Below are 13137 nucleotides of genomic sequence, written 5' to 3'. Positions count from 1 at the left end.
GCCCCTCCCCGTACCCGACCCCCAGGGAACCGCCTCCGTGCCGCAGTACGAGAGATTCGCAGCCTCCTCCGGGAGCACCGACTTCGCCGCCTACGCCAGTGCGGCCTGGAGCCGTCTGTTACGGACCGCCCTCCTGCTCACCGGCGACTACCACGAAGCCGAGGATCTCGTGCAGACCACGCTGGCCAAGGTGTACGCGCGCTGGGGACGCATCCCGCCCGACGACGTCGACTTCTACGTACGACGCTCACTGGTCAACAACAACCTCAGCCGGATCCGCAGGAGACGTGTCACACACCTGCTGATGCCGTTCCTGCCCGAGCGGATGCAGCAGTCGGACAGCGGTCACGCCGAGTCCGTCGAGCGCCGCGCCGCGCTCACACAGGCGCTCGCCACGCTCTCCGCCCGGCAGCGGACGGTGCTGGTGCTGCGCTACTGGGAGGACCTCTCCGAGACCGACATCGCCGAACTGCTCGGCTGTTCGCTCGGAACGGTCAAGACCCATGCGCAGCGCGGCCTCGCGGCCCTGCGCGCCCATCCTGCCTTCCACTCCGCCGACGCTTCCGACTCCGACATCCCCGACCGCTCCCACTCCGTTTCCGGAGCCCGCTGATGAATGACCTCAGAACCACCGCGGCCGACACAGGCCCGGAACACGCCGAGACCGAGCGGTTGCGTCAGGCACTGGCCGAGGTCGCGTACAGCATCACGCCCTCCCCGCCGCCGCTGGCGGCCGTGGAGCGCTGGGGGCGGCGGATCCGGCGCAGGCGGCGGGCGGCCGTACTCGGCGCGGGCTGCGGGCTGTTGCTGGTGCCTCTGGCCGTCGTCGTGCTGCGCGGCACGGAACCCGGCGCCGCCCGCGCCACGTCCCCGGCGGCACCCGCGTCCGTCTCGCCCTCGCCCTCCGTCTCCTCGACCGCCCCGGCCCCGACGCCTCGTGTCGTCGCCCCCGGTGAGCACGTGACGGCCGCTCCCGGCTTCGAGTTCTGGCTCACGGCGGAGGGCAAGCACTGGACGACGCCCTCCTCGCCCGAGCCGCAGTTCCGCAGCGTGGTCGACGGCAACATCGACCGGAACACCCCCGGCGTCTCCGTCCAGGAGGAGTCCGAGGACGGCCGCGGCTACCTCTCCGGCCTCTACTACGGCGGCAAGGGCACCGCGTCCAGCGTCGAGGTCGACACCGCGGACGGGACGGTGCGCGGCAAGCTCATCGAACTGCCGGGGAACCCCGGATGGGGTGTCTGGTACGCCATCACCGACCTCACCTCCGGCGAGGACCCCTTCCACCTCGACACCCGAGTCACCGTCCGCGACACCGAGGGCGGGGTCTACGCCCGGTCGGGGCCACGGTGATCCGGCGGGCAGGTCCCCGGTGAACGACGTCCGGTGTCAGTCCTCGAAGCCCTGGGCGCGCAGGATCCCGTTGACGCGGGTGCGGTGGGCCTCCTCCCACGCGTCGAGGGTCTCGTCCGCCTCCTTGGCCAGCTTGGCCCGCGCGGCGACGAGGATCTCCTCGCGGTGGGCGGCCGGGACGACCACGACGCCCTCCTCGTCGGCGACCACGATGTCCCCGGCGCTCACCTTCGCCCCGCCGCAGGTCACCTCCGTGTTCAGCGGCTCCACGGCCTTCTTGCCGCCCGGGATCGGGATGACACCCCGGGCGAAGACGGGGAAGCCCGCCTCGCGGACCTCGCACAGATCGCGGATCAGACCGTCCAGCACGAAGGCCGCGACGCCCCGGCGCTGCGCCACCGCGCAGACGTTGCCGCCTGCCAGGGCGTAGTCCAGGTCGCCGGACTCGACGACGATGACGGAGCCCGGGGCGGCACGGTGAATGGCCGCGTGCAGCATGAGGTTGTCCCCGGGAGGGCACCGCACGGTGAACGCCGGCCCGGCCACGCGGGGCACCGGCGACCACAGCGGGCGGATGCCGATGTCCATGACCTGCGCCCGGCCGAGGAGGTCGGCCAGCGTGGTCGTGGGGATGTCCGCGAACCCGGCGGCGGGAGCGGTGGCTTCGGCGGAGTCCGTCATGGCGTCCCTGCTGGCGTCCGTCATGGCACCTCTGATCGTCTCGAGTGTTCGTCCCTGTGGCTGCCGCGCTCGACGGTACGGCCCTCGTCACCCGTGGTCCACCGGGTTTGCCGGACAGTGGTGTGATCGAACCTACGGATCAGCCCGAACCGGCCGAACAGCGCCACCGACTGATCGGCCCGAACCAAGGACGGAGACAACGGACATGCCGCTGCGCTGCGCCGTGCTCGACGACTTCCAGGACGCCGCCCTCGCCTCCGCCGACTGGGGCCCGGTCGAGGACCGGGTGGAGATCGTCACGTTCCGCGAGCACATCGCCGACGAGGACGAACTCGCCCGCGCGCTTGCCGACTTCGACATCGTCGTCACCCTGCGCGAACGCGTCGCCTTCCCGGCCTCGCTGTTCGACCGCCTGCCCCGCCTGAAGCTGCTCGTCGCCTCCGGCATGCGCAACTCGGTCATCGACTATGCCGCCGCCGAGCGGTGCGGTGTCACCGTGTGCGGGACCGGGAGCTCCTCCACCCCGCCGGTGGAACTGACCTGGGCGCTGCTGCTCGGCCTCGCCCGCGGCCTGGTGACCGAGAACAACGCGCTGCGCGAGGGCGGCCCCTGGCAGTCCACCGTCGGCGCCGACCTCCAGGGCGCCCGCCTGGGCCTGCTCGGCCTCGGCAAGATCGGCAGCCGGGTCGCGCAGGTGGGCCTCGCCTTCGGGATGCGGGTCAGCGCCTGGAGCCGGCACCTCACCGCCGAGCGCGCCGCCGAGGTGGGCGTCGAACTCGCCTCCTCCAAGGAGGAGTTGCTGTCGCACAGCGACTTCGTCTCCATCCACCTCGCGCTGAGCGACCGCACCCGCGGCCTGCTCGGCGCCGCCGAACTCGCCCTCCTCGAGCCCACCGCCTACCTGATCAACACCTCGCGCGCCGCCATCGTCGACCAGGACGCGCTGCTCGCCGCCCTGCACGAGGGCCGTATCGCCGGTGCCGGAGTGGACGTGTTCGACGTCGAACCGCTCCCCGCCGACCACCCGATGCGCACCGCCCCGCGCCTGCTCGCCACGCCCCACCTCGGCTACGTCTCGCAGGCCAACTACGCGACGTACTACGGCGACGCCGTGGAGGACATCCGGGCCTACCTGGCGGGCGAGCCGGTACGCCGCCTGGGCTGACGGGCCCTGCCCACGCCGGTCGGCTTCCGCCGGCCGGCTCCCCGATCACTGGTTCGGCCGGGTGACCTGGGCGGACCTTGTCCGGCCCCGGCCGAGGCAGTCCGAACGGTCGTAGGCGCGAACAGACCCAGGCCCGAACAGTCCTAGGTCCGAACACTCCTGGGGCCCGGGCAGCCCTAGGTCCCGGCCTACGTCCTGAGCCCGTTACGCGGCCGCGGAGTCCCGTCTACGTTCCCTGCCATGGATACGACGGGCATTCTCGACGAGGCACTTCAACGACTGCACACCACGGGACCGGAGCGGCTGGGACGACTCAGCAACCACGCGCCGATGGCCGTCGAGGCCCTCGCCGCCCACGGACAGGCACGTTCGGTGCACCGCTGGCTCGATCTGTACACACCCAAGCTCGAGGAGTTCCCGTCCGCCGTCGCACCGGTCACGGCCGCCGACTGGCGAGGCGCGCTCGGTGACCCCCGCCGCGCCGCGGACTGGATCGACCACTTCGGACGCGAGATCGCCGAGCGTCCCTGGCGCGACGTGCTCGCCGAGTGGTGGCCCCGCCTCCTGCCCGGTCTGTACGGCGGCGCTGCTCACCCGGTGATCCGGGTGGGCCACGCGGTGCGCACGCTGCTCGCCGGCGAGGCCACCGAGCCGCGCCTGGCCGAACTCGCCCACGGCCTCGGCTACTGGGCGGCCCGCCACCACCCCGTCTCGGACCTCACCCCGCTGCCCGGCGCGGACAGCGCGGCCGCCGCCCTCGACACGGTGACGCCCATCGCCGAACGGGACGGCGGCTTCCCCGACCGGCTCGCACGCGTCAGGAGCCTGCCGACCTGGGCGGCCGCGGTCACGGACTCGGACCCCGACGCGGCCCACCGCCGCCTGGCCGAACTGGTGCGGGCGGCCACCCACCGGTACGTCACCCACGGCCACGGCGACGCGACGATGCTGGTCCACGCGGCCACGGCACCCAACGCCGTCCTGCGCGCCCTGCCCGCGCTCCCGCGGCCCCTGTGGGCGCCGAGTCTGCGGGCCGCCTGGACGGCCTGCGCGGCGGTGACCGCGATGTACGCGCCGGACGCCCCGGTCGCCTACACCCCACCGGCCACCCTCACCGCCGAAGAGGTCCTCGAACTGGCCCTGGAACACGGCGACGAACACGTCATCAAACTGACCGACACGGCTCTCGACGTGGGCGACGAACAGGCTCTCGCGGCAGCCCTGCGCTCCATCGAACTGAGCGAACCACTGCGCTGAGCGCACGCCGAGACGACGAGGCGCGGCGGCTGAGGGCACGCCGAACCGATGAGGCGCGGCGGGTCGGTGTGACGTTTCCGTCCCGCCGTGCGCTGTGGCAATCATGGACATGAAATTCGAACGTTTAAGCGATGTTGCCCGCCGTCTCACCCTCGTCCTCGCCCTCGCCGCCGTCCCCGCGATCGCCGTCCCCACGGTGGCACGGGCCGGGGACACCGAACCGGCGGAGCTGGTGCTGACCGCGCCGGACAGGTACGAGCCGGTGCAGGACGTGCTGTACGCCTCCGGAGACACCGGCTACCTGCACCGCCTGGAGACGAACGACGGCTCCACCGCGCCGTACCAGTGGCGGGGCTACGACGGCAGCGAGCGGACGGTCGAGGACTTCACCGGCAGACTGCCGGGCCAGCAGGGCTACTACGGCACGGGCACGGACATCCTGCCCGTGTCCGTCGGCTCCAGCGGAGTCGTGCGGCTGCGCGACCCGGCGACCGGGGAGTCGACGCCGCTCACGGTTCCCGACGGGCAGCACACCGTGGGCTCGTTCGGCCGGACCGTCCTGACGGTCTCGTACAACGAGGTGTGGCAGGTGGACAAGCTGCACATCCTCCGCCTGGAGGACGGCGTGACCACGGACACGCCGGTCGAGCCGCCCTCGGGGATGAGGTTCGACCCGTACCCGGTCGCGGCCGGCGACGGGCGGGTGGCCGTCGTGAAGTTCACGCACACCTACGCGCTCGGTGTCCTCGACCTGACCTCCGGCGACCTCACCTCCGTGACCACCCACGCCGTCGGCCCCGACGAACCGTGGACCCTCCAGGCCGCCGTCTCGCCCACCCACATCGCCTGGTACCAGCAGGGCATGCGCCAGGCCTTCGTCGTCCGCCGGGACGACCCTGACGGAGCGCAGACCTCCGTCGCCATGTCGCCTTCGGACGCGGGCGACCAGGTCATCGGGCTGGCGGGCGACTGGCTGCTCACCGCCTTCCGGCCGGCGACCTCCCACGAACACAACCCGCCGCTGACCCGCGGCGGCCCCCTCAAGGCCACCCCCCTCGGTGGTGGATCGCCGGTCACTCTGCTGGCGGCCGCCCAGTCCGACCTGACCCAGATCCCCGGCGGCGGGGCGATCACGGTCGGCGGCGCGGACGCCGGGGACTGGGCCGTGCGCCGCGTCGAGGTCGCGGCGGACGGCGGTCTGACCCTGCGGACCCTGTCCAAGGTGCCGGCGAGACCGGCCGCCGTGCGCGGCATCGCGCTCGCCGCCGGTCAGCTGGTCACCAGGGAGATCGACAGCGCGCCGCTTCCCTCGTACCACACGCGCACGGTGACCCTCACCGGCACTCCGTCGGCGGGGGAGCGCACCGAGGTGGCCACCGCGCCCCTCGAGGACAGCTACGGACAGCCGCTGGGCGCCGGGGACGGGTCCGTGGTGTACGCCCGGCACGACGACGCCGCCCAGCGGGACGTCCTCGTGCGCGCGACCGCGTCCGGCCAACGCACCGAGGTCATCGCGTACGACCGCCCCACCCCGGCGGCCTCCGGACGCGGCCTGTACGACGCCTCCGGACGGTACGCGTTGTACAACGGCGGTCTGCTGGTCGACTTCGAGGCGCCCGGCGGCGGGGCGGTGGTGGAGCAACTGGACACGTGGGCCGCGCTGTGGGGGTCCGAGCTGTGGGCCGGCGGCACCGGCGGCCGGATCGAGGCGCGCGATCTGGCGTCCGGCGCGGTCACCTCGTACCACGTCGACGCCTCCTGCGAGATCCGGCAGATCCAGACCGTCGGGCGCTGGGTGTACTGGGACTGCCTGGGGCGGGACGTGACGTACGACAGCTCCGCCCCGTTCGGCGTGTACGACCTGCGGACCGGGCAGAACATCTCCCTGCCCGAGCGCGGGAAGCTCGGCGACGGCTTCGTCGTCAACCAGGACACGGGCGCGGGCCGGCTGCTGCTCACCGACTTCCACACCGGAACCGCGGCCGCGCCCCGCGTGCTCACCGACCTGCCCACCGAGTCCTGGTGGAAGAACTACGACGTGGACAAGTACGGCGGCGGCATCGCCTGGCTGGACGCCGACGGGGCGGCGCACGTCGTACCGAGCGGAGTGCCCGCCCAGGCCCTCACCGCGACCGCGAGCCGGATCGACACCGCCTACGCCCCGCGGCCCGGGACCACCTGGAACCCGACCTGGCAGCTGTCCAAGCCGTCCACCGGCGCCCAACTGGTCATCAAGAGCAAGAAGAAGGCCGTGCGCACGCTCACCCCCACGGCAGACGGCGCCACCCTGACCGCCCGCTGGGACGGCACCCTCGCGAACGGAAAGCCCGCTGCCGCCGGCACCTACACCTGGGAACTCACCGCCACCCCCGAGGACGGCGCAGGAGCCCCCCTCACTCTGACCGGCACCCTCGCGGTCACCGCCGGCCCGTAACGGGAGCAGCGGCGGAAGATTCCTCAATTCGACGCGAGCGTGGAACGGTTCGGAGCCCACCCGCGTCGTCACTCCCCGGGGCACAGTGGCTGTGCCCCGGGGGGAAGGGGAGACCAGGTGGATACGGGCGGCTTCGCCAAGTGGACAAGGCGGTTCGAGGACGAGCGGGAGCGCAGGAGCGCCCTGGGCGACCCGGACTGGGGGCGGGGAGCGACGCTGCGTCCGGCGGTGTGGGCGAGCATTCAGCGCTTCCAGGTCGGCGAGGACGGTGACGGAGCCAACCTCGTCGGCAAGGCGGACGAGGCCGGTGACGCCGACTACGCGCAGGCAGTCCGGCTCTTCGTCGCGGAGGAGCAGAACCACGCCCGGCTGCTCGCTCGCCTGCTGGCCGCGGGCGGTGTACCGACCCTGCCCGGCCACTGGACCGACACGGTCTTCGTACGGCTGCGGCGTCTCATGGGCCTGCGCATGGAACTGCTGGTGCTGATGATCGCCGAAGTGGTGGCGCTCCGCTACTACCGGGGCCTGCGCGACGGCACGGACGACTCTCTCACCTCGGAGGTGGCGGGGCGGATCCTGTCCGACGAGCAGCGCCACGTCCCGTTCCACTGCGAGCGCCTGCACGCCTCCCTGGCGGAACTGCCCCGCGCGACGCGCCGCCCGGTGATGGCCCTGTGGCGGCTCCTCCTGCTCGCGGCCTGCTTCGTCGTCGTCGCCGACCACGGCCCGGCGCTACGCCAACTCGGCATGGGGCGCAGGCGGTTCGTGGCCGACGTCATGGCCTCGTCCGGCGCGGTCGTTGCCGCGGTGCTGGCGCCCCGCCCGGACGCATGGACGTCCGCGGGCTGACCGCGGACGGTCACCGCTTCCCGTCCATATTCGGTCGACGGACGGCCATGGAGGTTGTTGTACTTCGAGGATGTCCGACAACGATTCGCGTCCGGATCCGCACCCGGAGCCCACGCCGTTCGCCGAACTCAACCAGGTACTCCGGGAACTGACCGAGCGCGCCGCGAGAATCCTCGGCGACAACTTCGTCGGCGCCTACCTCCAGGGTTCCTTCGCCGTCGGCGACGCGGACCTCCACAGCGACTGCGACTTCCTGATCCCCGTCCGCGGCCCCGTCACCCCGGATCAGGAAGCCGCCCTGCGGGCCCTGCACGACGAGATTCCCACCCGTCCGGGACACTGGCCGCGCCACCTGGAGGGCTCGTATCCCGACAGCACGGCGCTACGAGGGCTCGAAGGGCTCGGCCGGCCCTGGCTGTTCGTCGACCACGGTTCGCGCACGATGGAATGGTCGACGCACTGCAACACCGAGGTCGTCCGATGGTCGCTGCGCGAACGCGGCGTGACCCTCACCGGACCGGACCCCAGGGAACTCGTCGACCCCGTCGGCCCGGACGTCCTGCGCGCCAGGATGCGCACATACGCCCGGGACTTCTCCGCCGACCACGCCTGGCTCGACTACGACGTCGCGTGGTCCCAGCGCTACGCCGTCACCAGCCTCTGCCGCATCCTGCACACCCTCGAGACGGGTCGTGTGACGTCCAAGCGGGCGGCCCTGCTGTGGGCGGCGGACCACCTGGACCGGCAGTGGTCGGGCCTGATCCGCCAGTCCCTCGACGACCGCCGACTCGGACTGGACTTCGACGACCCGCCGCGCCCGGGCACCGTCGAGCGGACCGCCGCCTTCGCCGAGTACGTCAGGGCGACAGCCGGGACCACGCACGAAGCACCGTGAACTCGACCCTCCGCGAACTCGAAGTCCTCCGTTGGTCCGGAAGAGGCCTGAGAGCACCGCACCAGGGCGCGCTAGGCCGCCTTGGGGTGCGCGGCGCGGATGCCCGGGGCGGGCCCCTGTACGTCCTCGAACGGGAAGGCCTCGTCCTCCCCGAAGTCCGGGGCCTGGAAGGGGTTCGTCGCCGGCGGCGGCGACGCGGCGGAGGAACGACGGGGTTGCCCTTCCAGGGCGGAGAACAGCGACGTCGGGTCGATGAGAGGTCTCCCTTTCGCTACAGGTCCCCGAAGGGGCCTGGTGTGCCGTGACCGGGCACAGCGGTCCTACAGCTTGGTCATCTTGGCGTACGGGCTCAGGATCCGCATCTGCGCCGAGCCGAAATCCACGAGGGCCGCGATTCCGTCCTCGACGCCGATCACCCGGCCGAGGCCGTACATGTCATGAGTGACCTGGTCGCCCACGGCGAAGTGCTTGGGAGCCGCCGTGACCGGGGCCTTGAAGGGGCTGGTAGGCAAATGACGCTTCGGTGCAGCAGGCTTTGTCATTGCCCCCAGTATGCACCTACGAACTGCGCCGGTGTCCGACTTCCAGGGGCAGGGGCCGCCGATCCCTGGAGTCCACTCCAAGTCTTGGCCGAGCCGCCGACCCGCCGGCAGACGGGCGCGGTCGGGCGGTTCGGCCGCGTGGGAGGGCGAACCGCCCGTACCCTTCGTGGTGTCCACGGCGTCACATAGCGGGCGCCACACACTGGAGGCAATACCTCGTGCTGATCGCTCAGCGTCCGTCACTGACCGAAGAGGTCGTCGACGAGTTCCGCTCCCGGTTCGTGATCGAGCCGCTGGAGCCGGGCTTCGGCTACACCCTCGGCAACTCCCTTCGCCGTACCCTCCTGTCGTCGATCCCCGGTGCCGCTGTCACCAGCATCCGCATCGACGGTGTCCTGCACGAGTTCACCACCGTGCCGGGTGTCAAGGAGGACGTCACCGACCTGATCCTCAACATCAAGCAGCTGGTCGTCTCCTCGGAGCACGACGAGCCGGTCGTGATGTACCTGCGCAAGCAGGGTCCGGGTCTGGTCACCGCCGCCGACATCGCGCCGCCGGCGGGTGTCGAGGTGCACAACCCCGATCTCGTCCTCGCCACGCTGAACGGCAAGGGCAAGCTGGAGATGGAGCTGACCGTCGAGCGCGGTCGCGGCTATGTCTCCGCGGTGCAGAACAAGCAGGTGGGCCAGGAGATCGGCCGTGTCCCGGTCGACTCGATCTACTCGCCGGTGCTGAAGGTCACGTACAAGGTCGAGGCGACGCGTGTCGAGCAGCGCACCGACTTCGACAAGCTGATCGTCGACATCGAGACCAAGCAGGCCATGCGTCCGCGTGACGCCATGGCGTCGGCCGGCAAGACCCTGGTGGAGCTGTTCGGTCTCGCGCGCGAGCTGAACATCGACGCCGAGGGCATCGACATGGGCCCGTCCCCGACGGACGCCGCCCTGGCCGCCGACCTGGCACTGCCGATCGAGGAGCTGGAGCTCACGGTCCGCTCCTACAACTGCCTCAAGCGCGAGGGCGTCCACTCGGTGGGTGAGCTGCTGGCGCGTTCCGAAGCCGACCTGCTGGACATCCGCAACTTCGGTGCGAAGTCCATCGACGAGGTCAAGGCGAAGCTGGCCGGCCTGGGCCTGGCCCTGAAGGACAGCCCGCCCGGATTCGACCCGACCGCCGCGGCGGACGCCTTCGACGCGGACGACAACGGGAACGGGGGTTTCGCGGAGACGGAGCAGTACTGAGCGCGTCACCGCGACGACGGACACCACGAACGTCCCGATGGCCGCCGCCTTCGACCGCGGCGGCCATGCGGTGACCGGGATCCGTAGGGTCCTGGAGGCTCCGGGCAACGCACGAGCGGATCGAGGTCACGTCCCACGTAACCTCTTCCTGTGCCCCCCTCCCGCCTGCATCGCGTCGCCGTCCTCGTGCTCGAGGGCGCGAAGCCGCTCGATGTGGGAATCCCCGCGCAGGTTTTCACGACCCGCGCGAGCATGCCGTACGAGGTGCGGGTGTGCGGGGCGACACCCGGCCTCGTGACCGGCGGCGACGGCCTCGCGTACTACGTCGCCCACGGCCTCGACGCCCTTGCCTGGGCCGACATCGTCTTCGTCCCCGGCTACCGCTTCCCGGACCGCGACGACCCGCCGCGGGCCGTCGTCGACGCACTGGTCGCCGCCCACGACCGGGGCGCACGGCTCGCCGCCATCTCCACGGGCGCCTTCGCGCTCGCCGCCACGGGCCTGCTCGACGGCAGGCGCGCCACGACGCACTGGCACTACACGCGGGCACTCGTGGCCCGGCATCCGCTCGTCCACGTCGACGAGAACGTGCTGTTCGTCGACGAGGGCAGCGTGCTCACCTCGGCCGGCGCCGCCTCCGGCATCGACCTGTGCCTGCACATCCTGCGCGGCGACCTCGGTGTGGCCGCGTCCAACCACGCGGCCCGGCGCCTGGTCGCGGCCCCCTACCGCAGCGGCGGTCAGGCCCAGTACGTGCCGCGCAGCGTCCCCGAGCCGCTCGGCGAGCGGTTCGCCGCCACCCGCGAGTGGACGCTGCACCGGCTCGGCGAGCCCCTCACCCTCGACACACTGGCGCGGCAGGCGGGGGTCTCGCCGCGCACGTTCTCCCGGCGCTTCGTCGAGGAGACCGGCTACACGCCGATGCAGTGGGTGATGCGCGCCCGCATCGACCTGGCCCGCGAACTGCTCGAGCGCTCGGAGCGCAGCGTCGAGCAGATCGCCGCCGACGTAGGGCTCGGCACCGGCGCGAACCTGCGCCTGCACTTCCAGCGCATCCTCGGCACCACCCCGAGCGAGTACCGGCGCACCTTCACCCGGGGCGAGTGACCCGCCCGGCACTGGATGACGGGTCCGTGTGGCGGACGGGGTGGCGGGATCCTTTTGAACCATGGCGATCCCGCCACTGTCGGGCGGCGCGAGCCGCGGGCGACCCTGGTGGCGAAGGAAAGGGACCTCACTCATGACTCGCATCGCCATCAACGGATTCGGCCGCATCGGACGCAACGTGCTGCGCGCACTGCTGGAGCGCGACAGCGACCTTGAGATCGTCGCCGTCAACGACCTGACGGAGCCCGCCACTCTCGCCCGGCTGCTCGCCTACGACAGCACGGCCGGCCGACTCGGGCGCCCGGTGACCGTCGACGGGAACGCCCTCGTCGTCGACGGCCGCCGGATCACGGTGCTGGCAGAGCGCGAGCCGGCGCAGTTGCCGTGGGCCGAACTCGGCGTCGACATCGTCCTGGAAGCCACCGGCCGCTTCACCTCGGCCAAGGCCGCCCGCGCCCACCTCGACGCGGGCGCGAAGAAGGTACTCGTCAGCGCGCCGTCGGACGGCGCCGACGTCACGCTCGCGTTCGGGGTCAACACCGACGCCTACGACCCGGCCCTGCACACGATCGTCTCGAACGCCTCCTGCACCACCAACGCGCTCGCGCCGCTGGCCGCGGTCCTCGACGAACTCGCCGGTATCGAGCACGGGTTCATGACGACGGTGCACGCCTACACGCAGGAGCAGAACCTGCAGGACGGTCCGCACCGCGACGCGCGTCGCGCCCGGGCCGCCGGCGTCAACATCGTGCCGACCACGACCGGTGCCGCCAAGGCGATCGGCGTGGTGCTGCCGAACCTCGACGGCAAGCTGTCGGGCGACTCGATCCGCGTGCCGGTGCCGGTGGGCTCGATCGTCGAACTCAACACGACCGTCGCCCGCGACGTGACGCGCGAGGACGTGCTGGCGGCGTACCGCGCCGCGGCGGAGGGGCCGCTCGCCGGCGTCCTCGAGTACTCGGACGACCCGCTCGTGTCGTCCGACATCACGGGCAATCCGGCCTCTTCCATCTTCGACTCGGCCCTCACCCGCGTCGACGGCCGCCACGTCAAGGTGGTCGCCTGGTACGACAACGAGTGGGGCTTCTCGAACCGCGTGATCGACACGCTCGAGCTTCTCGCCGCGCGTTGACCGGACGCCGGGGGCGGTACCCCGCCCCCGGCCCGGCGACCGCGCCGGCCGGCACCTGGACGGCTCACCCGGCGTCGAGCTGGTGGTCGGCCCAGACGTAGCTCTCGGGCAGCAAGTCGGCCACGGGGACGGTCCGGACGCGGTCGCCTTCGCCGACGATGACCTCGAGGGCGGGGAAGTAGTCGAGAAGGACCTGACGGCACCGACCGCACGGGGGAACAACCCCCCGGTCGCGGTCGCCCACAGCGACTATGGTGTCCAGGTCGTAGGCGCCCTGGGCGGCTGCCGCACCGATGAGGACCAGCTCCGCGCACGGTCCTCCCGTGAAGTGGTACGCGTTCACCGCGGTGACGATCCGGCCGTCCCGGGCGCGGGCCGCGGCCGCCATGGTGTGGTTGTCACCCCGGCAGCGAGTCCGCGCCACGTCCGCCGCGGCCTGGACGAGTTCGTGATCGACGTGGTGGCTCTGCACGGTCATCTT

At 72.0% G+C, this 13137-nt stretch carries 13 protein-coding genes; 10 read left to right on the top strand and 3 right to left on the bottom strand.

What is annotated here, in order from left to right; all coding sequences use genetic code 11:
- Positions 1-37: 37 nt before the first annotated feature.
- Together ACIHCX_RS23560 and ACIHCX_RS23555 are read left to right on the top strand one after the other, a co-directional pair.
- A complete protein-coding gene (locus ACIHCX_RS23560) occupies positions 38-613 on the top strand; it encodes a SigE family RNA polymerase sigma factor (RefSeq protein WP_400032516.1) in 576 nt (191 codons plus the stop codon).
- Positions 613-1353, top strand: a complete 741-nt coding sequence (locus ACIHCX_RS23555; protein WP_400032514.1) for a hypothetical protein — start codon at positions 613-615, stop codon at positions 1351-1353. The genes ACIHCX_RS23560 and ACIHCX_RS23555 overlap by 1 nt, the downstream gene beginning before the upstream one ends.
- A 36-nt stretch (positions 1354-1389) precedes the next feature.
- Here the strand turns inward: ACIHCX_RS23555 and ACIHCX_RS23550 are convergent, their stop codons facing one another.
- The gene (locus ACIHCX_RS23550) at positions 1390-2034 is read right to left on the bottom strand and encodes an RraA family protein (RefSeq protein ID WP_400032747.1); all 645 of its coding nucleotides are present in this window, start codon (positions 2032-2034) and stop codon (positions 1390-1392) included.
- 205 nt (positions 2035-2239) lie between these two features.
- Here ACIHCX_RS23550 and ACIHCX_RS23545 point away from each other — a divergent pair, with 205 nt between their 5' ends.
- From ACIHCX_RS23545 to ACIHCX_RS23525, 5 genes are all read left to right on the top strand, one after another.
- Positions 2240-3199: a D-2-hydroxyacid dehydrogenase family protein gene (locus tag ACIHCX_RS23545; RefSeq protein ID WP_400032512.1), complete on the top strand. Its 960-nt coding sequence runs from the start codon at positions 2240-2242 to the stop codon at positions 3197-3199.
- A gap of 240 nt (positions 3200-3439) precedes the next feature.
- On the top strand, positions 3440-4456 hold the full coding sequence (locus tag ACIHCX_RS23540; protein ID WP_400032510.1) for a questin oxidase family protein: 1017 nt from the start codon (positions 3440-3442) through the stop codon (positions 4454-4456).
- Positions 4457-4559: 103 nt separating this feature from the next.
- A complete protein-coding gene (locus ACIHCX_RS23535) occupies positions 4560-6890 on the top strand; it encodes a FlgD immunoglobulin-like domain containing protein (RefSeq protein ID WP_400032508.1) in 2331 nt (776 codons plus the stop codon).
- Positions 6891-7007: 117 nt separating this feature from the next.
- Entirely contained in the window at positions 7008-7739 is a 732-nt protein-coding gene (locus ACIHCX_RS23530) for a ferritin-like domain-containing protein (RefSeq protein WP_400032506.1), read from the top strand.
- Between the two features lie 70 nt (positions 7740-7809).
- Positions 7810-8634 (top strand): aminoglycoside adenylyltransferase domain-containing protein, encoded by an 825-nt coding sequence (locus ACIHCX_RS23525; protein WP_400032504.1) that lies wholly within the window; start codon positions 7810-7812, stop codon positions 8632-8634.
- 320 nt (positions 8635-8954) lie between these two features.
- On the opposite strand, the gene ACIHCX_RS23520 is transcribed toward ACIHCX_RS23525, so the two are convergent.
- On the bottom strand, positions 8955-9176 hold the full coding sequence (locus ACIHCX_RS23520) for a hypothetical protein (RefSeq protein ID WP_400032502.1): 222 nt from the start codon (positions 9174-9176) through the stop codon (positions 8955-8957).
- Between the two features lie 218 nt (positions 9177-9394).
- Between ACIHCX_RS23520 and ACIHCX_RS23515 the strand changes: the two genes are divergently transcribed.
- The 3 genes from ACIHCX_RS23515 to gap all read left to right on the top strand — a co-directional run bounded on the left by ACIHCX_RS23515 (position 9395) and on the right by gap (position 12656).
- Positions 9395-10417, top strand: coding sequence for a DNA-directed RNA polymerase subunit alpha (locus ACIHCX_RS23515; RefSeq protein WP_400032500.1), 1023 nt, complete (start codon positions 9395-9397; stop codon positions 10415-10417).
- A 150-nt stretch (positions 10418-10567) separates the two neighbouring features.
- Positions 10568-11524, top strand: coding sequence for a GlxA family transcriptional regulator (locus tag ACIHCX_RS23510; RefSeq protein WP_400032498.1), 957 nt, complete (start codon positions 10568-10570; stop codon positions 11522-11524).
- 133 nt (positions 11525-11657) lie between these two features.
- Entirely contained in the window at positions 11658-12656 is a 999-nt protein-coding gene (gap, locus tag ACIHCX_RS23505; protein WP_400032496.1) for a type I glyceraldehyde-3-phosphate dehydrogenase, read from the top strand.
- A gap of 64 nt (positions 12657-12720) precedes the next feature.
- Here the strand turns inward: gap and ACIHCX_RS23500 are convergent, their stop codons facing one another.
- Positions 12721-13134 (bottom strand): cytidine deaminase family protein, encoded by a 414-nt coding sequence (locus tag ACIHCX_RS23500; protein ID WP_400032494.1) that lies wholly within the window; start codon positions 13132-13134, stop codon positions 12721-12723.
- Between the last annotated feature and the right edge of the window lie 3 nt (positions 13135-13137).

The organism is Streptomyces sp. NPDC052043 (assembly GCF_044548235.1).
Taxonomy (GTDB): Bacteria; Actinomycetota; Actinomycetes; order Streptomycetales; family Streptomycetaceae; genus Streptomyces.
This window is presented reverse-complemented; position numbering and strand designations above follow the sequence as displayed.

Bases quoted from the DNA above. Each gene is read 5' to 3' on its own strand.
- ACIHCX_RS23555 (WP_400032514.1), top strand. From the start codon at position 613: ATGAATGACCTCAGAACCACCGCGGCCGACACAGGCCCGGAACACGCC.
- ACIHCX_RS23550 (WP_400032747.1), bottom strand. From the start codon at position 2,034: ATGACGGACTCCGCCGAAGCCACCGCTCCCGCCGCCGGGTTCGCGGAC.
- ACIHCX_RS23545 (WP_400032512.1), top strand. From the start codon at position 2,240: ATGCCGCTGCGCTGCGCCGTGCTCGACGACTTCCAGGACGCCGCCCTC.
- ACIHCX_RS23540 (WP_400032510.1), top strand. From the start codon at position 3,440: ATGGATACGACGGGCATTCTCGACGAGGCACTTCAACGACTGCACACC.
- ACIHCX_RS23535 (WP_400032508.1), top strand. From the start codon at position 4,560: ATGGACATGAAATTCGAACGTTTAAGCGATGTTGCCCGCCGTCTCACC.
- ACIHCX_RS23525 (WP_400032504.1), top strand. From the start codon at position 7,810: ATGTCCGACAACGATTCGCGTCCGGATCCGCACCCGGAGCCCACGCCG.
- ACIHCX_RS23520 (WP_400032502.1), bottom strand. From the start codon at position 9,176: ATGACAAAGCCTGCTGCACCGAAGCGTCATTTGCCTACCAGCCCCTTC.
- gap (WP_400032496.1), top strand. From the start codon at position 11,658: ATGACTCGCATCGCCATCAACGGATTCGGCCGCATCGGACGCAACGTG.
- ACIHCX_RS23500 (WP_400032494.1), bottom strand. From the start codon at position 13,134: ATGACCGTGCAGAGCCACCACGTCGATCACGAACTCGTCCAGGCCGCG.